Origin of the sequence: Amycolatopsis anabasis (assembly GCF_009765355.1) — a bacterium.
Taxonomy (GTDB): Bacteria; Actinomycetota; Actinomycetes; order Mycobacteriales; family Pseudonocardiaceae; genus Amycolatopsis; species Amycolatopsis anabasis.
In genome coordinates this window covers 33,801-53,492 of sequence record NZ_VTHK01000041.1, presented here as the reverse complement: position 1 = coordinate 53,492, position 19,692 = coordinate 33,801, and the positions used below count along the sequence as shown (strand labels likewise).

Sequence of the window (19,692 nt, the reverse complement as noted above, 5' to 3'; positions counted from 1 at the left end):
GCATGCTGGGGTCATGCCGACTACCAGCGAGATTTCCGATCCTGTGGTGCGCGCCCTGATCGACGCGATCAACGCCGGGGATCGGGACGCGTTCTACGAAGTGCTCACCCCCGATGCCACGATGTCCGACGACGGTGCGGACCGGGACCTCGATCAGTGGGTCGACCAGGAGATCTTCTCCGCCAACGGGCGGCTGGAGGTGGAATCGGCGACCGACGACGGCCGGTCGCTGATCGCCAACTACCGCAACGACCGGTGGGGCGCCATGCGCACGGCCTGGCGGTTCGTGGTGTCCGACGGCCGGATCAGCCGGTTCGAGACCGGGCAGGCCTGACGAGCCGGGCCCAGGGAAACCCGTGCGCGTCAAAGGCGTCCGGGATGCGGGACGATCGGGGTCCACTTATTTTCACGGCGTTACAAAACCTTGCGAGCACCGGCGATTCATCCTTAGCGTGCGAAAGCAGTCTTCGAAAGCCAGTCGCGTAAAGGATCGGTGCAATGACTCTGCAGGCGGACGTGGCGGCACCCGGCGGTGTCGAAGTGGTGCGGCTCGGCGCGCACACCGGCGCCCGGATCGACGGCATGCGGCTCGGCGGCGATCTCGATGCCACCACGGTGGCGCGGATCCGGGACGCCCTGCTGGCCCACAAGGTGATCTTCTTCCGGGACCAGCAGCACCTCGACGACGCGGGCCAGCTGGCCTTCGCTTCGCTGCTGGGCACGCCGACGCTGGCGCATCCGACCGTCGAGAACTCGGACAACGCGAACGTGCTGCCGATCGACTCGGACTACTCGAAGGCCAACAGCTGGCACACCGATGTCACGTTCGTGGACCGGATCCCGGCGATCAGCGTGCTGCGCGCGGTGCATCTGCCGCCGTACGGCGGGAACACCACGTGGGCGAACACGGTCACCGCGTACGAGAAGCTGCCGGCTTCGCTGAAGGCGCTGGTGGATCGCCTGTGGGCGGTGCACACGAACGCCTACGACTACGCCGCGAACGTCGACGAGGCGCGGATCGGCGGGGTGGACGTGAAGTTCCAGTCCTATCGCGACCAGTTCGAGTCCACTGTGTACGAAACCGAGCACCCGGTGGTGCGGGTGCACCCGGAAACCGGCGAACGCGCGTTGCTGCTGGGCCACTTCGTGAACCGGCTCGTCGGGCTGACCAGCGCCGAGTCGCAGACGCTGTTCGGTCTCCTGCAGCAGCGGGTGACCCAGTTGGAGAACACCGTGCGCTGGCACTGGCGCGACGGTGACGTGGCGATCTGGGACAACCGGGCGACCCAGCACTACGCGATCGCCGACTACGACGACAGCCCGCGGCGGCTGCACCGGATCACCCTGGCCGGCGACGTCCCGGTGAGCATCGACGGCACCCGCAGCACCATCCGCACCGGCGACGCCACCCACTACTCCCCGCTCACCTGACCCCCGCCTGCCCACCCACGTGAACGGACCGTTCGTGCCTCGGGGGAACCCCTTGCTTCAAGGGTAGCCCCAGGCACCGACATTTCCGGGGCCGCCGCGAGTCCCCCGTTCCCGTCGCCCGAGTCCCCCGTTCGGTCCCCGAGTTACACACTCACGTACGCGAATTACACACTCAGGCATGCGAGTTACACACTCGAGGACGTGAGTTACCCATTCGGGCATGCGAACTCCGCACTCGGACCGAGTCCGGCGGTCAGCCAGGCGAGGTGCCCTACGACGAGCCGCCCGTCCCGTTCGAGCTACCGGCGGGCGAGGGCGCGCTGAGCACACGGCCCGGCGGCGAACCGTTCCCTTCCGGACCTGCGGAGAACTGGCGGGCTTCGTCGGTTCCCGAGATCACCCGGTGGATCGAGTCCTTCAGCCACCGCAGGGCCTCCCTGACCTGGTCGTCGATCTCCCACCGATCCAGGGCTTCGGATTCGATCAGCCTGGCGATGAAATCGAACACCTCGCGGCGGTGGAGGTCGCGCTCGCTCGCCAGGGCCCGGACCACGGGCTCGACATCCTTCGGGTTCTGCGCGAGTTGCAGGGCGAACTGGTTCAGATCGCCCATCGCGATGATGGCCCGGTAGACGCCCACCTGGGCCTCGAGCCGGACGTTGCGCCGCCACTGATCGTCCATCCGCAGGCGCACGAAGACCTTCGTCCACAACCCGTGCCGGCGGCTCAACGCGTCATCGGCCACTTCCCGATTGGCCTCGCACTCCGCCTTCTCCGCGTCCGCGATGCGGCACCTCCGGGTGGCCCGCCGCAGATCGGCCAGCAGCGAGGGCAGCAGCACCCGGCGGATGTCGGTGATCCCGTCCCGCACGACCAGCAGGGGATCGGTCACCCGCCACTGCATGTCCACCCTGGCCTGGAACGCGAACGCGTCACCCGTGCTCGGCAGATCGATTTCGAAGGCGAGATGCCGGTACGCGAGGTCGATCTCGTACATCGTCCGGATACCGCTCCACAGCAGTTCGCGGGTGGTCGGCTGCCTGTCGGGCATGAACACCAGGCACCGGCCGGACGCCTGCACGAACACCCGCGCGGTCCACGCCTTGACCGGTGGCCTTCGGTAGAAGAACTCGAACCTGCCCACGTGGTGCTCGCCGACGATGGGCGCGACCGCGGCGACCGGTGACCTGCCCTCCCCGACGCGGCGCCCCTCCTCGGCCGCCCGCTCGACCGCGGGGACAGGCGTCTCCGGTTGGCCGGAGTTGTTCGCGACCTCGTCCGCTGATTCGTTCATGACGCCCTCCCTCGAAGCATCGAACCCTCGATGACCGTTTCCAACTGCCGCGCGACATCGACCGGAAGCGGCTCGGCCCAGTCCCGGCGCATCCGGTTCACCAGGTGGTACAGGCGGTGTGCGTCATCGGAACGTTCGATGAGATGGGGCAGAAACCGCAGGAGAACACCCAGGCATTCCGCGTCCTTCTCACCGGAACGAATCCAGCGCCCCAGCAGGCGCTTGGCCGTGCCGTCCCCACCCCGGGCGCGCAGGGAACGCCGGAGGAGGTCGGCGAACGGCTCGGTGAGCCGGTCGTCCGCCTCCTGCAGGGTCAGCAACAGCGGCCAGCGCTCACGCCCCGCTCGCACGCCGGGCTTCCGCCCCGCGGACATGTCCAGGAACCTCAGCTCGAACCCGTACAGATCGGTCAGCTGGTTGACCGTCTCCAGCGCGAGCCGGCGCAGGCTGCGGCGCTCGCTGCGGACCCACTCGTTCAGCCGGTCCAGCACCGGCTCCACCGCGCCGAACGCGAACAACTTGGACAGGCTGTACCCGGCCACCCAGACCAACCCCGACCCGCCCTCGTCGGCCAGCACCGGGAGCCGTTCCGACGGAGTGCCGAGAATCCGCAGTTCCTCAAGGGAATGGTCGATGTACCGCAGCCCCAGGCCGAACCCCAGCGTGGCGGCCGCGGTCCACCGCTCCGCTTCGTCACCACGACGGCGCCAGCGGCGGAGCCAGCCACGGATCGCCTGCAGCACCTGGTCTTCCTGTGCCGCCTGGTCCAGCGCGATCGCCGCGAACAACCGCCGCCGCATCCAGTTGTCGCCGGTCGCATAGATTCCCGGCGTGATCAACTTCGTGAACGCGTAGGTGTAGTCCAGGGAGCACAGGTATCCGGCGGCCTGTGCCGCACGCACCCAGACGAGCGGCCTCGGATCCTTGCTCAGCTTCATCAGCCAGCTGGAAATCGCCGCGCGCATGCGGTGGTGGTTCTCCCAGACGTGGCGCAGCACCGTGACCGGGTATCGCTCGTCCTGGAACGCCAGCAGCCGCATCGGCACCCTGGCCGTCCCGATTATCGCCTGCCCATCGATGAACTCCGCGCGCAACGCCGGTAGCCTGCGCTCGGGATCGTCCGCGAGCAACGACGTCTGGCGCGAATTCTCCGACGCGGTCGCCTCGACGAACCTCCGGGCGAGCTTCCTCGCGGCTTCGGCCACCAGGTGGTAGGGCGACTCGTTCAACACACCGAGTGCGATCCGGAAGGCGGCCAGCCCGAGCCCTTCGTCCAGATCCTCTCCCGCCCGCAGGCCTTGCAGTTCGGCGAACCACTCGGCAACCTGGAACGGCACCGCCTGGGTGGCGCGCCGTTCGACCTCGCTCCGATCGAGGACACCTCGCGCGTGGTCCACCAGCAGCGCCGCCATTCGCGTCGACTCCATCGGGCGCGGACGCGGCCCGAGGGCGACATGAACCCAGTCCGCCAGGACCAGCTCCGCCAAACGCCGCTCCAGGTCCTCGTCGTCCTCCACCCGCACCTCATGGCGAATGTGCCGCTCCAGCAATTCCCGCGGATCGGGCGGTTCGTATTCCATGGCGTAGCCGCCGAACGAATCCACCTGACGCAGGTCCCGCCCGCCGATCAGGACGCAGTAGGCATCGCGTTTCTCCAGCAGGTCTCGCAGTTTGTCCAGATGAGCCTCGGTCAGCGAGTTCTCGGCCCGCCGGGACAACTCGACGAAATAGCCGCAACCCTGGTGCGGTAGGTCCGCCTCGGACATCGACTTGATCTCCGCGCCGACATCCAGGCGGTAGACCTTTCCCTTGGCCACGGCGTCGAGCAGGTGCAGGGCCGTTGTCGCTCGCCCGGTGCCCGGCACCCCGCGAAGCAGCGCCAGCCGCAGTTCCGCCAGCGTCTTGCGCATATCCGGGTAGTTTCTGATCGGGACATATCGATCCCTGGTCCACCTCAGGATTTCTTCGCGAATCGAGCCCGAGATGCACGACACGCCTTGGCCGACGAAGAAATATCGATCCCCGACCTGCATTTCGCGGATGTTCGCGTGTTCCATCAGCGTCGTGTTGCCGCGCATGTCGTAGAACCGTTGTCCACGCCAGTACGCCCGGTTCATTTCCGGAGCGTCCTGCTCGTTGACCGCGTCGTCCTTCCGGCCCTCCGCCTGGTCCGGCGGGGAATCGCCGCTCGAATTGTTCCCCGGTTCGGCAGCCGGTTGCGGCGTGCCCGGGGATTCCGCGGATTCGTCGGTGCTCATCGGCGGCTGTCCCCGTAGTAGTTCTTGACGTCACCGTTGTGGTAATGGCCGAATTCCCCGTGGTCGATCACGGTTCCGTTGCCGTGTATCTCGACATCGCGGGGCTCGGTCGCACCGCGGCTCGCGGCGGCCGGCGGAGGCGGCACCGAGTAGCCCAATACGCGGAACCAGGCCCGCGGACCGGCCTCCACCGGCCGGTAACTCTCCGGGCTGACGAACCGCCCGCCCCGCCGCACCACCGACCGGTGGACCAGATCGGACACCACCACCGCCAGCCGCACCCCGCGAGCGGCCGCGAAGACGTCGGCGACCCGCGGCGACGCCGCGAGTCCCCGGGCCCGTTCCGCGGCCAGCCCTCGGATCCGGGGCCCGTCCCCGATCACCGGGCCGAAGTCCACACCCAAAGTCGCGCTGGTGCCGCGCGCGCGGAGCGCCTCGTCCAGGCATTCGACCCAGACCCCGAGCACCCGGGTGCCAGAGACGCCTTCCCGCAGGACGATCAGCACTTCGTTGCCCGCCACTTCCCGGAGAGCGGGCCGGTCCAGCCCGGCCGCCTCGAACGACCGGTCCACCACCTCTTCGAGGGATCCGGGATCCGGCGCGAAGTCGAACGACAGGCTGAGCGCGAACAGCTCCGGATCGACGTCCTGCTTCCGGTTCGCGAGCCGTTGGGGGTCGACGCCGGGCACGCGGATCCACGCGGGCGCGCGAAATCCCTTCTCCGCCATGTGCACCTCGACCGGCACGAAGTCTTCTGGCCGCAACGCGGTGTGCCCCTGGCAGACCACGTCGTCGAAAACCGGCTTCGAGATGGCCAGGACGAGGTTCCGGTCCGGCGCGCCGGCGAGCGCATCGCGCACCGGTCGCGCGTCGACGAGGCGCGCGACATGCACGGCGCCCTGTCCGGCGAAACCGCAGCTCGCCTGGTACGCGACACCGTGGTGGACGGCCACCCGGAGACGCAACCGGGCGGCCGGAACCCGATCCCTGTTGTACCGCCACAACCACTCGTCGAGGGCCCGGACGAAGGGATCCACGAGTTTGGGCTCGGCGTCACCGCTGGGCAGCAACGCGAGCACGCCGTCACCGGTGTTCTGCACTTCCCAGCAGGATTGCTCGAGACCGGCGTGCCCCGCCGCGGCGGCCAGGCCGTTGACCAGGGCGTCCTGCACGTCGGACTGGCCGAGATCGTCACGCGCTCCATAGCGCCACGCGTCCACCGCCAGGAAAAGGACTCGCGCAAAGCCTTCTTTGTCCGGCAACGTATTCCTCCTATCCGGCTACCGTGATCCGGTGTTCGGCCGTCGCACCTCACTTTCTGTCAGTTCGCGGTCGCTGACCCCGTACTAGTACGGGTTCCGGTACGGAAGTCCGCCGAATCGGCACAGCCCGGACATGTCCTCGACCACGATCCGTCGATAGTGGCGCCGCACCAGCCCCTGCCGTTGCATGGACTGCAGGGCCTTCTCGAGGGTTCCGAGCGCGACACCCGCGAGGGTCGCGATCTCGGTCTGGGTCAGCGACACGCTGAGGTTCCAGCCCGCCGGTGTTCGTTCGCCGTGCCGGCGGACGATCTCGACCAGCACCCGGCCGACCCGAACCGGCGCCGGGCAGGCGACGAATTCGGCACGCCGCCGGTTGGCCGAGCGCAGCCGCTCGCTCAGCGACCGGGCGACGAGCCGCCAAGCGTCCGGATTGCGGTCGAGGAATTCCAGAAAATGCGTTCCCTTGATCAGTTTGGCCCGGACCGCGCCGCAGGTGACCGCATTCGCGGCTCGGCGGCGCCGTTCGAGAACGGCCATTTCGCCGAGGAGATCCCCGGGGCCCCGCACGGCGAGCAGCGCGGTGCGGCCGAATTCGCTGTCCACGGTCACCTTCACCGAACCGGACAGCAGAACCAGCACGGAATGGCTTTCCGCGCCCTGCCGGATCACCGTGTGCCGAGCCTGGTAGGTCGTCGTGGTGCCGAGCGCGAGCAACGCCTCCCGCGCACGCGCGCCAAGCTGTCCGAGCAGGCAGTCCCTCGGCCAATTCTCCTGGTTCAGCGTTGGCTCCCCACCTGCTCCGGTCGTATCCGGCGACCATCCACGAGCGCCGGCAGCACCATCCATGCCAGATTCGCGGAAGGCACACCCCGTCCTTGGACGGGATCCGACCATTCGGGGGATTCCCGGCCCGGAATCCGGAAACCCGGCGTTTGACGTGTTCGGTCGCGACGACAACGGGGACGGTTACGGCGGTGAATCGAGGGAAAGGACGATCATGCAACGCGGAAGATCAGCGGTCCCCGCACACGATCGCACCGACGCCGGTGAACTCACCACCGCCCTGGCCACGATCACCCTGTTCCAGGGCGCGGTGCAGCACGCGGACGAGAAGGTTCGCACCCTGGTGGCCGTGCAGGGCATGCTCACGGCCCTGCTCACCGTTCAGTTCGGCCTGCTCGCCAACTCCACCGGCGCGGCCCCGGCCAGGGGGCTCGCGTTCGCGCTGCTCGGCCTTTTCGCGGTGGCCTTCGCCGTGTCGTCGCATCAACTGGTCCAGGCCCTGCGCCCGCGGCTCCCGGGAACTTCGGGCGACAACCGGTTCGCCTTCCCCGCCGTGGCCACCTTCGACCGGACATGGGCGCCTCAGGGCACCGCGCGAAATCAGGGGGAACAGGCGCGGGAAGTGGCGCAGCTACTCGCCGAGCTCGCGATGCGCAAGCACCGGCACGTCCGGCGCTCCCTGGTGGGGATGGCGGGCATGCTCACCAGCACGCTGGCGACCTTGCTCCTCACCGGATGTTCCTAGCGGACCTCAGCCGTCCGCGAGTCCGGCGACCGCCAGGATCCGGTCGTAGTCGCGGATCGTGGTGCGCCGGTAGCCGGTGTCCACGATCCGCCGGCGGCGCAGTTCGGCCAGCGCCTTGTGCACCGTGGGTTCGGCGGCGCCCACCAGCGCCGCCAGTTCCGGCTGCGTCAGCGAAACCCCGATCTCGATTCCGGCGCCCACCCGCTTCCCGTAACCGGCAGCGAGTTCGACCAGCACCCGGGCGAGCCGGACCCGAACCTCGCAACCGCCGAAGTCGACCCGGCGACGCGTCGCCCAGCGGAGCTTGGCGCCGACACTGCGACTGACCGCGAGCGCGGCGTCCGGATGCCGGGCGAGAAAACCGTGGAACTCCGCCCGCGAGATCAGCCGGGCCCGCAACCGGCCGGCCGTCGTCACCGTCGCCACCCGGGGCTCACCGTCCAGACCGGCGAGCTCGCCGATCAGCTCCCCGCCGACCCGGATGGCGAGCAAGGCGAGGCGGCCTTCGGGCGTGGTCGCGGTGACCTTCACGCACCCGCTCAACAGGAGGTAGGCGTGGACGGAGACCTCGCCTTCCCGGAGCAGGACGCGTTCCGGGCCGAATTCGCGAAAAGTACCCAGCCCGAGCAGTTCCTCGACGGTGGCGGCCGGCAGACCCGCCAGCAGGCTGTTCAACGGCCAGCGGCCGTCGGCGCGCGCCGGGCTGCCCATCAGTGCAGTCGGTGGAGCCAGCAGCGCCAGACGGCGGCGGTGGGGACGACCACGGCGAGCAACGCACCGAGAACCATCAGTATCAGAGAAGAGGACTGGGCGCCGAAGGTCATCATCGTCAGGCCGATGGTCAGGGCGCCGACGACCGCCACTACGGCCAGGATGGTGCCGGAGATCCGGATCGGGCGCAGCTCGGCGAGGCGCTGCGCGAGACGCGGGTTCTCCTCGGCCAGCCGGAGTTCGATCTCGGCCAGACGACGTTGCTCCTCATCGTGAAGCGCCATGGTCACTCACCTGCGCCCATTATCGCTCGCTTCGGCCGCTGTGTCAGCGGCCTGACGGGTCCCGGCTTCGGTCGGCTGTGAACCCGCGTTCACCGAGAGTAGCGAAGCCGGGGCGCAGCGGAGCGGTGATCACCGTCGCCTGAGCAGCCGCGCCGGTTCGGTGGCCCGGTGCATCAGGAATTCGAGCGGGCCGCGGCGGAAGAACCGGCTCCACAGCAGCAACCCGGCGCCGATGGTGACCACGAAGGCGGTCAGCGCGAGCAGCGGCCGTTCGGGGACTTCCCCGATCCCGAGGGCGCCGATTGCGAGCACGTGCGCGACGTAGGCGGTCAACGCCATGCGGCCCACCACCTCGACCGGCAGCACCGCCCGGGGGAACCGGGGAGCCAGCACCAGCGCGGCGGACAGCACCATGATCGCGATCCCGAGCGTGCCCGCGATCTCGAACGGGGTCCCGGTGTGCGGTGTCGTGTCCAACAGCGCGGCGACTTCTTCGTCCAGGTCGATCTCGGCGGTCTCCACCAGGCCGAGCGCGAACCAGGAACCGCCGTACCCGAGCACCACGAGCGCCGCACCGGCCACCGCGAGTCGCTTGTGGACGGCGGCGAGGTCGAGCCGGCCGAGGGCCATTCCGGCGAACACGAACGCCATCCACGTGATCGCGGGGTAGTTCCCGGTCAGCAGCAGCCGCAACACACCCTCGCCGGACAACTGGGCGAGCGGATCGTGCGCAGTGCTCACCTCGGCGAAGTGACCGCCCTGCACCAGCGGGCGGGCGACGGCCGCCAGGACTGGTCCCAGGATCGCGACGGCACCGGCGAGCACCGCGAGCGTGCCCGCGCGCAGCCGGAGGAACGGCAACGCGAGCAGGAAGAAGACGCCGTAGTAGGCGAGAATCACGAGCACCGAGGTGCCGAGCATGGTCAACCCGGTGCCCAGCAGCAGGAGGATCACGGCGCGAATCGCGATGCGCAGCACCGCTTCCCGCCGGTCAGCGCCCCGCTTCGGGCATCGGCCGCCGGTCAGCAGGGCCAGGGACACCCCGGCCAGCAGCACGAAGAGCGCCGCGGACCGGCCCTGGACGATTCCGGTCAGCCAGCTGAGGAATCCACCCGTGCCCGGCTCCGGCCCCAGGTGCACGGCGAACATGCCGAACACGGCGAGTCCGCGCGCCAGATCGACACCGGCGAGCCTGACCCTGGCCCCGGACGTGGTCTCGGTTGTCGGTTTCACCGCCATGCCGTTCAGGTTTCCGGTGCCCGCCCGTGACGGCCTACCGGTCGGGTGGCCGCGGCCGCCCCGCCCGTCGGCGGGAATCGACCCCGCCGACCGACCGGGGGATCCTGGACTTCTCCGGCGTGTCCCGCACCGGTTCGATGGTTCGATCGGCTACTAACGGCGAAGACGAGAGGGAGGCGGCCGTGGCGACGGGCAATCCGGTGAAACGGGTGGTCATCGGCGTGATCGGCGCCGCCCTGCTCCTGGTGGGGATCGCACTGCTCGTCCTGCCCGGGCCGGGCCTGCTGCTGGTCCTCGCCGGGCTGATCGTGCTCGCCTCGGAGTTTCCCGCACTGGAACGCTACGTCGACCCGGTGCGCGACCGCGCCATGAAGGCGGCCGAGGACAGCGTCTCCTCTCCCCTGCGCATCGCCGGCTCGGTGCTCGCCGGGCTGGCGCTCATCGGCGCGGGGATCGTGTGGGGAGTCGTGCCCGGCCTGCCGTTCGGCGGGTGGAGCGCGGGCTCGAGCCTCATCCTCTCCGGCCTGATCCTGTTCGGGCTGCTGATCTGGAGCTATCGCCGCGTCCGCGCGCGCCGCGAAGCCGAGTGACGTCATTCGGGCTCCGGACCCCGCAGCACCCACTCACCCCGGCGCCGCAGGACGCCGACGTAGTAGAGCAGCGCCAGCAGCACGATCCCGGCGGTGACGAACAGGCTGGGCCGGCCGATCCGCGCGTCCAGCGCGTTCTGGTAGACGACGTAGGCCAGCGCGGCCAGGGCGAGCACGGGCGCCACCGGGAACCACGGCATCCGGTAGGCCCCGCCCGCGGTGGAACCGTTGCGGCGCCCGGCGATCGACGCGACGCAGAGCGTGGCGTACACGGCGACGATCGAGGTGCCGGTGACGACCAGGAGCAGTTCCGGGTCGACGTAACACAGCGCCGCGCCGACCGCGCCGGTCAGCAGGGTGGCCATCCAGGGGGTGCCGAACCTCGGGTGGAGCGCGCCCAGCGCCCGGTTCACCGGCCCCGGCCAGGCCTCGTCCCGCGCGCTGCTGAACACCATGCGCGAGCTGATCAGCACGATCGCGAGCACGGCGTTGATGATGGCCAGCGCGACCGCCAGGCTGACCGCGGTGGTGAGCGCTTCGCCGCCGCGCGCACCCAGGAAGTACGACATCAGGTTCTCCGCGCCGAACAGCGCGCCGAGATCGGGGGCGCCGAGCAGCACGGCGGTCACCGGCACGAGTTCGGCGAGCACGGTGATGCCCAGTGCCCAGAGGATGGCACGGGCGATCCCGCGTGACGCGTCCCGGGTCTCCTCCCCGAAGTAGACGGCCGAGCCGTAGCCGTTGTAGGCGAAGATCGCCACCGAGGTGGCCACGGCGATCACCCCGATCGAGGCCGGGACGACCCCGGCGCCGTCCGCCACCACGGGGTGCACGAGCACATCGGTGAGCGACCGCGCGGGCCGCACGAACCCGAGCGCGCTCACGACGAGCAGGGCGAGCATCTCGACGGCCAGGAAGATCCCGGTCACCCAGGCGTTGAGCCGGATGTCGAAGATCGCGGTGACCGCGGCGGCGACGCAGGTGACGGCCGCGACCGTCGGGCCGTGCAGACCGGGGAACAGCACCGCCAGGTAGGTGCCGACGCCGAGCGCGATGACCGCGACGATCAGCAGCTGGGTGACCATCATCAGGCCCAGCACGAGGAACCCGGGCAGGCGGCCGAGGGTGCGGGCGGCGATGGCGTACTCGCCGCCGGCGAGCGGGAAGGCCGAGGACAGCTCGGCGTACACGAACGCCATGAAGATCCCGACGATCCCGGCGGCGACGAAGCTCCAGACCGCGCCGGTGCCCGCCCCGCCGATGACCCCGGGCGCGATGATGAACACCGAGGACGCGGGGCTGATCGCGGACAGCGTGATGAGCAGGGTGCCCAGGGTTTTCAGGCCCCGGCGAAGGGCGGGGCGGGTTGCGGCGGGTGTCTGGCCGGAAGCGGTCATGATGATCCTCTCCGATGGCTGGCCGAGTTCTTTGAATACCCTTCGACGAACCGCGCGGTTCCCGTATCAAAGGTCCCGACCCCGGAGATTGCAACCCAGAAGCCAGTTACGATTGTGTTTCGGCTCTCGTGCGACTTGCGTTGTTTGAAGGTCATTCGAAGAATGAGGACCATGGCACGTCCTAACCGGGCACCGGAACGCCGGGCCGAACTGGTCGAAGTCGCGCGGCGCGCGGTGATCGAGCGCGGGGTGCTCAACCTCCGCCTGCGCGACATCGCGGATCGCGCCGGGATGTCGTCCGGCTCGGTCCTCTACTACTTCCCGACCCTGGTCGACCTGCTGCACGAGGTGCAGCGGGAGGCGGTCGACCGCTTCTGCGCGGCACGCGAGGAAGCGGCACGGGCACAAGCCGATCCCCGGCGCCGCCTGCTCGGCGTGATCCACAGCGGCCTGCCGACCGGACCGGACGACGAACTCTGCGTCCTGCTCTACGAACTGGGCACGATCGCGCGGCGCGATCCGGCCTACGCGGCGCAGCACATCGCCCTGTACGAGCGGCAGGTCCGCATCTACTCGGGCATCCTCGAAGCGGGCGCGGCGGCCGGGACGTTCGACCTGGTCACCGATCCGCTCACCATCGCCCGCAACCTGGTGACCCTGGAGGACGGGTACGGCCTGCACGTCACCATGGCGGTGCCGAGCGTCGACGCCGCGACCGCCGAGGCGATGATCCGCGCCTACGCGGCCTCCGCCACCCGCTGCGCACTGGAGGGCAACCGATGACCCGCGCCCGCGAACTCGGCATACCGCTGCCCGGCGAGACCGGTCCCGCCAACGCGATCACCGACGTGCCCGGGGTCGAGGTCGGCTACACGACCCTCGTCGAGGGCGAATCGGCGCGCACCGGCGTCACCGCGATCCTGCCCCGCGGCCGGGCCGGGTTCGCGAAGCCGTGCGCCGCGGGGACGTACTCGCTCAACGGCAACGGGGAGATGACCGGCACCGCCTGGCTCGCGGAGACCGGTTCGCTCGGGCTGCCCGTGCTGCTCACCAACACCCACGCGGTCGGGCCGTGCCACCGCGGCGTGATCGACTGGGTCGTGCGCGAGCGGCCGGACGTCGCTAGCCAGTGGCTGCTGCCGGTCGTCGCGGAGACCTGGGACGGTTACCTCAACGACGTCAACGCGTCCACGATCCGCCCGGAGCACGCGGGCGCGGCGCTCGACGCGGCACGCGGCGGCCCGATCGCGGAGGGTTCGGTCGGCGGCGGCACCGGAATGATGTGCTACGGCTTCAAGGGCGGCACCGGCACGGCCTCCCGCGTGGTGTCCTACGGCGCGGACGCCTACACCGTGGGGGCGCTGGTGCAGGCCAACTTCGGCGCCCGGCGCGAACTGACCGTGGCCGGGGTCGGCGTGGGGGCGGAACTCGCCGGGGACAACCCGATGGAGGACCGGAACTGGCTGGCCCCGCCGGGGTCCGGATCGGTCATCGTGGTCCTCGGCACCGACGCCCCGCTGCTGCCCGGGCAGTGCGCGGCGCTGGCCCGGCGGGTGCCGCTCGGCCTGGCCCGCACCGGCACCACCGGTTCCCATTTCTCCGGCGACCTCTTCCTGGCCTTCTCCACCGCGAATCCCGGCGCGCTCACCAGCACGTTCCCGGTCAGCACCGAGGCCGCCTACGAATCCCTCCGGTTCGTTCCGTGGGGCCGGATCGATCCGTTCTTCGAGGCCGTGGTGCACGTGGTCGAGGAGGCTGTGCTGAACGCCCTGGTCGCGAACGAGCCGATGGTCGGCCGGAACGGCCACCGGGCGCCCGCGCTGCCGGTCGACCGCCTGGCGGCGTTGCTTCAGCGGAAGTAACCCTTGAAGAGGAGTTCGCTGATCTTCGTGGTCGTTTCCTTGCCGACGTCGTAACCGCCCTCGACCACCTGGGTGTTGTTCATGATGGCGACGGTGTAGCGCTCGTCCGGGCCGACGAAGCCCACCGAGTTCATCAGCCAGGAACCGTCGTCGTTGTCGTCCGCCCAGCCGTTCTTGTTCCCCGGTTTCGCGGCCTCCCCCGCGCCCCAGACGCCCCACTGCTGGTTCACGTCGACCGAACGCATCTCGCCGACGAGGTACTCCCGGTGCCGGGCGGGCATGCGCTCCAGCACGTAGTTCATCAGGCGATCGAGGTCGTCCGCCGTGGTGAGGATCCATCCCCAGTGGTGCGGATGCTGATCGGTGAACCGCATGTCGGTCATCCCGTAGGACGGGAAGCGGGTCGCGAAGTCCTCACCGCCGTAGCGGTTCCACAGCGTGTGCGCCGCGTCGTTGTCGCTGGAGTTCAGCATCGCGTGCATCAGCGCGCGGTCTTCGTCCGTCAGGCGAATGGCGCCGGAGTCGTCGCGCAGCAACAGGTCGACCACCATGGCGAGCTTCGGCGTGGAGCACGCCCAGATGAGCGTCTTCGAGTGCGGGTTGTGCCAGGAAGCGCCGGTCTTCCGGTCGCGCACCACGATTCCGGCGAAGCCCGGGCGGCTGCTCGCGTAGGCCTCGGCCGCCGCGATGCGCAGGCGCAGCTCCGGGGGAAATCCGGCCGCGGTCTCCTCGACCGCCGAGCCGCCCCGGTGCACCGGTGCGGTGTCCGCCTGCGCCGCCGGTGTCGCGGCGGTGAGGAATGCGATGCAGAAAACGCCCGCCAGGATGCGCTTGCCGAGAATCTTCACGCTTCGGAGACTACAGCGGCCTCGGCGTCGAAGGCGATGGCGGGAGCCGTTATTTCTGCCGGGGCAGCCCGGGCGGGTTGACCCTCGACTCGGGCACCGCCTCGCTCGCCAGGTCCCACCGGCGCAGCACCTCGGCGTACTGGCCGTTGCCGATGACGACGGCCAGCGCGCGCCGCAACGCCTCGGCCAGGCCGTTGCCCTTCTTCGTCATCGCCGCGATCTCGGCGGGCACGTCGCCCCCACCGGACACCGTACCGACCACTTTGGACTCCCCGGTGACCGCGGCGTGGTAGGCCGCGCCCGGGTTGGGCCCGACGTAGGTGTCGATCCGGCCGGACCGCAGGGCGAGGTAGTAGTCGTTGGAGTTCGGGTAGTACTGGAACTGGATCGGCGACAGCCCGGCGGCCTTGTTCCGCTCGTCCCAGCGCAGCAGGATCTGCTCCTGGTTCGTGGCCGCCGAAACGCCGACCCGCAGCCCGGCCAGGTCCGCGGGCCCGGAGACGGTCAGGTCCCGGTCCTCGCGCACCTCGAACGCGATGGTGTCCTTGCGGTAGCCGGCGAAGTCGTACTTGTCCTTGCGCTCCTCGGTGACCGTGATGTTGGAGAACCCGGCGGTGTACTGGCCGGTCTCGACGGAGAGGAAGAGGTTCTCCCAGGAGGTGGCCCGCAGGTCGAGCCGCAGGCCGAGGACGTCGGCGACCAGCTGCGCGATATCGGGCTCCACGCCGATGATCGTGCGGTCGTCGTCCGCGCGGAAGGACAGCGGCGGTGTGGTGTTCCCGGTCGTGCCGACCACCAGCGCGCCCTGGGCGCGGATCGGTTCGGGCACCAGCTTCGCGATCTCGTCGACCCGCTGCGCGCGCTCCCGGTGCTGGTCCGGTTTGGTGTTGATCTTCACTCCCGCGTTCGGCGCGGCACTGTCCGTTGTGGACGCCCCGGCGCCGCAGCCGGTCACCGCCAGGAGTGCGGCGAGCACGACGAAAGCGGCCATTCTTGCCTTGAACACGGAGTCTCCTGTCTGTCCTCAGAGGACCTTGCTGAGAAACGCCCGGGCGCGTTCGTTCCGCGGGTTGTCGAGCACCTCGGCCGGACTCCCCTGTTCGACGATTCGGCCGTCGTCCAGGAACACCACGGTGTCCGCGACCTCCCGGGCGAAACCGAGCTCGTGCGTGACGACGATCATCGTGGTCCCGCCGCGGGCCAGATCCTTGATGACGTCCAGCACCTCGCCGACCAGTTCCGGGTCCAGCGCCGAGGTCGGCTCGTCGAACAGCAGCACCTTGGGCCGCAGCGCGAGCGCGCGGGCGATCGCCACGCGCTGCTGCTGCCCGCCGGAAAGGCGGCGCGGGTACGCGTCCGCGTACTCGGCGAGGCCGACCCGGGCGAGCAGGTCACGGGCGAGGGCGGCCGCCTCGGCCCGGGACCGCCGCTGCGCCGAGACCGGCGCCTCGACGACGTTCTCCAGCGCGGTCAGGTGCGGAAACAGGTTGAAGTTCTGGAAGACGAACCCGATTTTCGTGCGCTGGGCGAGGACTTGCCGTTCCTTCAGCTCGTGCAGCCGCTTCCCGGCACGCCGGTAGCCCATCAGTTCGCCGTCCACGCTGACGAAACCGCGGTTGACCTTGTCGAGGTGGTTGATCGTGCGCAGCAACGTCGACTTGCCCGATCCGGACGGGCCGATGATCACCGTGACCGCACCGGTCCGGACGCGGAGATCCACCCCCCGCAGCACCTCGTGCGGCCCGAAGCTCTTGCGCACCCCGCGCACTTCCACCATGTACTCGCTCATCGGCCGCTCCGCACCGCCGCGGCGAAACTCCGGACTCGCTGCCACGGCGTCGGTGGCAGCGCGCGCAGGGCGCCCCGGGCGTAGTGCCGCTCCACGTAGTACTGGATGATCGACAGGACCGTGGTCAGCGCGAGGTACCACGCGGTGGCGACGAGCAGCAGCGGGATCACCCGGCCGTTGCGGGTGTAGATCACCTGCACCTGGTAGAAGAGTTCGGGCAGCGCCATGATGTAGACCACCGAGGTGCCCTTGACCATGCCGATGATCTCGTTGGCCGCGGTGGGGATGATCGACCGCATCGCCTGCGGCAGCACGATCCGCCGGATCTGCCGCCCGGCGGGAATCCCGAGTGCCGCGGCGGCTTCCCGCTGCCCCTGGTCGACCGAGAGGAAACCGGCTCGCACGATCTCCCCGGCATAGGCGGCCTGGTGCAACGCGAGACCGAGCCCGGCGGCGAGGAACGGCGGCACCAGCGACATCGTGTCCACCGCGAAGAACGACGGTCCGAACGGGACACCGAACGAGATCTGGTTGTACAGGATCGCCAGGTTGTACCAGAAGAGCAGCTGCAGGATCAGCGGCACGGAACGGAAAACCCACGTGTAGGCCCAGCTGACGGCCTGCAGCAACCGGCTGCGGGACAGCCGCATGAGCGCCAGCACGGTGCCGAGCAGGAATCCCGCGACCACGCCGAACAACGTCAGCTCGAGGGTGAGCGCGACCGCGGCCAGCACCGAGTCGTAGAACAGGAACTGCCCGAAGGTCGGCCAGTCCCACGCGCGGTTGGTGATCAGGGCGTGGACCGCCATGGCGAGCAGGACCAGCACGACCGCGGTGGCCAGCCAGCGCAACGGGTGGCGCGCGGGGACGACCCGCAGGTCTTCGGGTTCGGTTTCCGAGCGGTCCAGCACGGACCACGGCACTTGAGACGTAGACGTCACCGGGCTCCTTTTCCGAATTCCAGGCGGAATCTTCCCGGCGGTGCGCGCGCGGGATTCACCGCTTCGCGCCCAATCCCCAGGCTTTCTTCACGATCGCACGGCAAGCCCGCCGCGAAAACGGCGTATCAATCTCTGGGAAACGGCGCACTCGGCACGTTCGGCGAGCATGCTGAACCGGCCGGGCGGGGAAGCACGGCTCAGGCAGGGGCCCGCCCGGCGTCCTCGTCGAACGCGATGGTGGGCAGGTCGACCGCCCCGGCGCCGGAGTCGGCGACCAGCACCGCACCGGTCATGGCCGAAGCGTCCGGGGACGCGAGGAAGGCGATCACCGCGGCGATCTCCTCGGCTTCGGCCGGTCGCCCGAGCGGGGTGTGCCGGGTGACCAGGGCGTAGGCCTCCTCTCGGCCGATCCCGCGGTCCGCGGCGAGCTCGTCCATCTCCCCGTCGGCCATCGGCGTGCGCACCCAGCCCGGGCACACCGCGTTGACCCGCACCCCGGCCCGGCCGTAGTCGCGGGCCAGCGACCGGGTCAGCCCGATCAGCGCGTGCTTGGCGGTCACGTACCCGCACGCGCGCGGCCCGGCGGCCAGCCCGGCGATCGAGGAGACCACGACGACGTTGCCGCGCCGCCGTTCCAGCGCGGGCAGCGCCTCGCGAATGGTGACGAAGGCGGTGTCCAGGTTGGCGTGCAGGCCGCGCCGCCAATCCTCGTCGGTCATCTCCCCCGCGGCGCCGAGTCCGTGCCCGCCCGCGTTGGCCACCACGATGTCCGGACCACCGAAGCGCTCGGCGACCGCGTCGAGGGCGGCCCGCACCGCGACCCGGTCGGTGACGTCCGCGGCGAGCGCCATCCCCCGCTCCCCCAGTTCCCCGGCGACCGCCCGCAGCGGCGCCTCCCGGCGGCCGACGAGCACCACGTCGGCGCCTTCGGCGGCGAACCGCCGCGCCGCGGCCGCGCCGATTCCCGTGCCGCCGCCGGTGATCACGGCGACCTTCCCCGCGAGCCGAGAATTGTCCACAGTAGATCTTCCTTCCTCGGCCGGGAAAAACCGACGGTAGCCGGTCGGCACGCCGGCCACCCCGCGCCGGATCGTAGTTCGTGAGCTGCCCGACAAGGAGAGTGCACACACAGACAAGTCGCGTCCAGCGCCGGGCCGCACGCTGTTCCCCACACCCGCCAGACGAGCGAGCGAGGAGGCGCGATGACCGACCGGCTGACGCGTGCGGAGACGGCGACGACCCCGGACACGCGCCCGGAGACCGCCCCCGCGAACGGCCTGCTGCGACGCGTGCTGCAGGCCGATTCCAGCAGCGTGTTCGCAGCGTTGGTCGTGCTGGTGCTGCTGACCGGGATCCTGCAACCCGGCTTCTTCAACCCCGGCCAGTTGCGGGATGTGCTGCAGAGTTCGGTCTACGTCGCCCTGCTCGCCGCCGGGATGTCGTTCCTGCTGTCCATGCGGGAAATCGATCTGTCGGTGAGCGCGAACTTCGCGCTGTCGCTGATCGCGTCCGGCCTGCTGATGCGGTCCGGGGTGAACCCGTGGCTCGCGGCGGCCGCGGGGATCGTGCTCGGGGCGGTGCTGGGGCTGGTGAACGCGCTGATCGTGCAGTTGGTCGCGATCCCGGCGATCGTCGCCACGCTCGCCACCATGCAGGTCTTCCGGGGCCTCGCGCTCGCGCTGAGCAACGGTCAGCAGGTCACCGGGCTGCCGCTGGACGCGCCGTTCTTCACCGTGGTCGGGGGCACCGTGCTCGGCCTGCCGTTCGGGGTGTGGACGCTGATCGTGGTCACCGTGGCGCTCACGGTCGTGCTCCGGCTGACGCCGTTCGGCTACCGGGTCCGGTCGATCGGCTCCAATCCGGAGGCGGCCACGTTCTCCGGGATCTCCACGCCCCGCACCCGGCTGGCGGTGCTCGTCCTGGTCGGCGGGCTCGCCGGGCTGGCCGGTGTGCTGGGGCTGGCGTTCTTCACCTCCGGTGACCCGAATGTGGGCACCGGCCTGGAACTGCAGGCCATCGCGGCCGCGGTGATCGGCGGGACGCCCCTGCGCGGCGGCAGCGCGACGGTGGTCGGCGCGGTGTTCGGCGCGGTGCTGCTCAGCGTGGTGTCCAGCGGGCTCGTCTACTTCAGCATCCCGGCGAACTGGAGTTCGTTCGCCAGCGGAACCGTCGTGCTGCTCGCCGTCGCGGTGGACAGCCTGCTGCGCAGCCGGCGCCGCGCGCGCAGGTCCGAGTTCGGTATCTGAGGAAGGAAG

At 70.0% G+C, this 19,692-nt stretch carries 20 protein-coding genes; 7 read left to right on the top strand and 13 right to left on the bottom strand.

All coding sequences use genetic code 11. The annotated features are described in order from the left end of the window. The first annotated feature begins 13 nt into the window (after positions 1-13). Both FXO23_RS37145 and FXO23_RS37140 read left to right on the top strand, forming a co-directional pair. On the top strand, positions 14-334 hold the full coding sequence (locus tag FXO23_RS37145; RefSeq protein ID WP_158891111.1) for a nuclear transport factor 2-like protein: 321 nt from the start codon (positions 14-16) through the stop codon (positions 332-334). Between the two features lie 164 nt (positions 335-498). After that, a complete protein-coding gene (locus FXO23_RS37140; RefSeq protein WP_158891109.1) occupies positions 499-1,431 on the top strand; it encodes a TauD/TfdA dioxygenase family protein in 933 nt (310 codons plus the stop codon). Between the two features lie 271 nt (positions 1,432-1,702). On the opposite strand, the gene FXO23_RS37135 is transcribed toward FXO23_RS37140, so the two are convergent. From FXO23_RS37135 to FXO23_RS37120, 4 genes are all read right to left on the bottom strand, one after another. Further along, positions 1,703-2,725, bottom strand: a complete 1,023-nt coding sequence (locus tag FXO23_RS37135; RefSeq protein WP_158891107.1) for a hypothetical protein — start codon at positions 2,723-2,725, stop codon at positions 1,703-1,705. Continuing rightward, the gene (locus FXO23_RS37130; protein WP_158891105.1) at positions 2,722-4,983 is read right to left on the bottom strand and encodes a hypothetical protein; all 2,262 of its coding nucleotides are present in this window, start codon (positions 4,981-4,983) and stop codon (positions 2,722-2,724) included. Before FXO23_RS37130 ends, FXO23_RS37135 begins: the two co-directional genes overlap by 4 nt. Then, positions 4,980-6,245 (bottom strand): hypothetical protein, encoded by a 1,266-nt coding sequence (locus tag FXO23_RS37125; RefSeq protein WP_158891103.1) that lies wholly within the window; start codon positions 6,243-6,245, stop codon positions 4,980-4,982. Before FXO23_RS37125 ends, FXO23_RS37130 begins: the two co-directional genes overlap by 4 nt. 84 nt (positions 6,246-6,329) lie before the next feature. After that, entirely contained in the window at positions 6,330-6,962 is a 633-nt protein-coding gene (locus tag FXO23_RS37120) for a Crp/Fnr family transcriptional regulator (RefSeq protein ID WP_158891101.1), read from the bottom strand. Positions 6,963-7,245: 283 nt separating this feature from the next. Between FXO23_RS37120 and FXO23_RS37115 the strand changes: the two genes are divergently transcribed. Then, a complete protein-coding gene (locus FXO23_RS37115; RefSeq protein ID WP_158891099.1) occupies positions 7,246-7,776 on the top strand; it encodes a Pycsar system effector family protein in 531 nt (176 codons plus the stop codon). A 6-nt stretch (positions 7,777-7,782) separates the two neighbouring features. On the opposite strand, the gene FXO23_RS37110 is transcribed toward FXO23_RS37115, so the two are convergent. The 3 genes from FXO23_RS37110 to FXO23_RS37100 all read right to left on the bottom strand — a co-directional run bounded on the left by FXO23_RS37110 (position 7,783) and on the right by FXO23_RS37100 (position 10,010). Beyond that, on the bottom strand, positions 7,783-8,487 hold the full coding sequence (locus FXO23_RS37110; protein WP_158891097.1) for a Crp/Fnr family transcriptional regulator: 705 nt from the start codon (positions 8,485-8,487) through the stop codon (positions 7,783-7,785). Continuing rightward, positions 8,487-8,771: a DUF3040 domain-containing protein gene (locus FXO23_RS37105; protein ID WP_158891095.1), complete on the bottom strand. Its 285-nt coding sequence runs from the start codon at positions 8,769-8,771 to the stop codon at positions 8,487-8,489. Before FXO23_RS37105 ends, FXO23_RS37110 begins: the two co-directional genes overlap by 1 nt. A gap of 129 nt (positions 8,772-8,900) precedes the next feature. After that, positions 8,901-10,010: a heparan-alpha-glucosaminide N-acetyltransferase domain-containing protein gene (locus FXO23_RS37100; RefSeq protein ID WP_158891093.1), complete on the bottom strand. Its 1,110-nt coding sequence runs from the start codon at positions 10,008-10,010 to the stop codon at positions 8,901-8,903. A gap of 182 nt (positions 10,011-10,192) precedes the next feature. Between FXO23_RS37100 and FXO23_RS37095 the strand changes: the two genes are divergently transcribed. After that, positions 10,193-10,600: a PGPGW domain-containing protein gene (locus FXO23_RS37095; protein ID WP_218952265.1), complete on the top strand. Its 408-nt coding sequence runs from the start codon at positions 10,193-10,195 to the stop codon at positions 10,598-10,600. A 2-nt stretch (positions 10,601-10,602) separates the two neighbouring features. Here the strand turns inward: FXO23_RS37095 and FXO23_RS37090 are convergent, their stop codons facing one another. Then, complete coding sequence (locus FXO23_RS37090; RefSeq protein WP_158891089.1) at positions 10,603-11,997, bottom strand: APC family permease; 1,395 nt, start codon at positions 11,995-11,997, stop codon at positions 10,603-10,605. Between the two features lie 171 nt (positions 11,998-12,168). On the opposite strand from FXO23_RS37090, the gene FXO23_RS37085 reads away from it, so the two are divergent. Continuing rightward, positions 12,169-12,780 carry a TetR/AcrR family transcriptional regulator gene (locus FXO23_RS37085; RefSeq protein WP_158891087.1) on the top strand — a complete coding sequence of 204 codons (612 nt, stop codon included), beginning with the start codon at positions 12,169-12,171 and terminating at the stop codon, positions 12,778-12,780. Beyond that, positions 12,777-13,859 (top strand): DmpA family aminopeptidase, encoded by a 1,083-nt coding sequence (locus FXO23_RS37080; RefSeq protein WP_158891085.1) that lies wholly within the window; start codon positions 12,777-12,779, stop codon positions 13,857-13,859. Before FXO23_RS37085 ends, FXO23_RS37080 begins: the two co-directional genes overlap by 4 nt. Here the strand turns inward: FXO23_RS37080 and FXO23_RS37075 are convergent. The 5 genes from FXO23_RS37075 to FXO23_RS37055 all read right to left on the bottom strand — a co-directional run bounded on the left by FXO23_RS37075 (position 13,847) and on the right by FXO23_RS37055 (position 18,456). Continuing rightward, positions 13,847-14,707, bottom strand: a complete 861-nt coding sequence (locus FXO23_RS37075; RefSeq protein WP_246258247.1) for a serine hydrolase — start codon at positions 14,705-14,707, stop codon at positions 13,847-13,849. The genes FXO23_RS37080 and FXO23_RS37075 overlap by 13 nt on opposite strands. A gap of 49 nt (positions 14,708-14,756) precedes the next feature. Beyond that, on the bottom strand, positions 14,757-15,713 hold the full coding sequence (locus FXO23_RS37070) for an ABC transporter substrate-binding protein (RefSeq protein ID WP_246258246.1): 957 nt from the start codon (positions 15,711-15,713) through the stop codon (positions 14,757-14,759). An 18-nt stretch (positions 15,714-15,731) separates the two neighbouring features. Continuing rightward, entirely contained in the window at positions 15,732-16,496 is a 765-nt protein-coding gene (locus FXO23_RS37065) for an amino acid ABC transporter ATP-binding protein (RefSeq protein WP_158891083.1), read from the bottom strand. Further along, positions 16,493-17,437 carry an amino acid ABC transporter permease gene (locus FXO23_RS37060; RefSeq protein WP_246258245.1) on the bottom strand — a complete coding sequence of 315 codons (945 nt, stop codon included), beginning with the start codon at positions 17,435-17,437 and terminating at the stop codon, positions 16,493-16,495. Before FXO23_RS37060 ends, FXO23_RS37065 begins: the two co-directional genes overlap by 4 nt. Positions 17,438-17,634: 197 nt before the next feature. Then, positions 17,635-18,456: an SDR family NAD(P)-dependent oxidoreductase gene (locus FXO23_RS37055; protein WP_158891081.1), complete on the bottom strand. Its 822-nt coding sequence runs from the start codon at positions 18,454-18,456 to the stop codon at positions 17,635-17,637. 183 nt (positions 18,457-18,639) lie between these two features. Between FXO23_RS37055 and FXO23_RS37050 the strand changes: the two genes are divergently transcribed. Further along, a complete protein-coding gene (locus FXO23_RS37050; RefSeq protein WP_158891079.1) occupies positions 18,640-19,683 on the top strand; it encodes an ABC transporter permease in 1,044 nt (347 codons plus the stop codon). Positions 19,684-19,692 lie beyond the last annotated feature (9 nt).

What these genes read in the sequence shown, in the direction of transcription:
- FXO23_RS37145 (WP_158891111.1), top strand. Translation starts at nt 14, where the DNA reads ATGCCGACTACCAGCGAGATTTCCGATCCTGTGGTGCGCGCCCTGATC.
- FXO23_RS37140 (WP_158891109.1), top strand. Translation starts at nt 499, where the DNA reads ATGACTCTGCAGGCGGACGTGGCGGCACCCGGCGGTGTCGAAGTGGTG.
- FXO23_RS37135 (WP_158891107.1), bottom strand. Translation starts at nt 2,725, where the DNA reads ATGAACGAATCAGCGGACGAGGTCGCGAACAACTCCGGCCAACCGGAG.
- FXO23_RS37130 (WP_158891105.1), bottom strand. Translation starts at nt 4,983, where the DNA reads ATGAGCACCGACGAATCCGCGGAATCCCCGGGCACGCCGCAACCGGCT.
- FXO23_RS37115 (WP_158891099.1), top strand. Translation starts at nt 7,246, where the DNA reads ATGCAACGCGGAAGATCAGCGGTCCCCGCACACGATCGCACCGACGCC.
- FXO23_RS37110 (WP_158891097.1), bottom strand. Translation starts at nt 8,487, where the DNA reads ATGGGCAGCCCGGCGCGCGCCGACGGCCGCTGGCCGTTGAACAGCCTG.
- FXO23_RS37105 (WP_158891095.1), bottom strand. Translation starts at nt 8,771, where the DNA reads ATGGCGCTTCACGATGAGGAGCAACGTCGTCTGGCCGAGATCGAACTC.
- FXO23_RS37100 (WP_158891093.1), bottom strand. Translation starts at nt 10,010, where the DNA reads ATGGCGGTGAAACCGACAACCGAGACCACGTCCGGGGCCAGGGTCAGG.
- FXO23_RS37090 (WP_158891089.1), bottom strand. Translation starts at nt 11,997, where the DNA reads ATGACCGCTTCCGGCCAGACACCCGCCGCAACCCGCCCCGCCCTTCGC.
- FXO23_RS37085 (WP_158891087.1), top strand. Translation starts at nt 12,169, where the DNA reads ATGGCACGTCCTAACCGGGCACCGGAACGCCGGGCCGAACTGGTCGAA.
- FXO23_RS37080 (WP_158891085.1), top strand. Translation starts at nt 12,777, where the DNA reads ATGACCCGCGCCCGCGAACTCGGCATACCGCTGCCCGGCGAGACCGGT.
- FXO23_RS37065 (WP_158891083.1), bottom strand. Translation starts at nt 16,496, where the DNA reads ATGAGCGAGTACATGGTGGAAGTGCGCGGGGTGCGCAAGAGCTTCGGG.
- FXO23_RS37050 (WP_158891079.1), top strand. Translation starts at nt 18,640, where the DNA reads ATGACCGACCGGCTGACGCGTGCGGAGACGGCGACGACCCCGGACACG.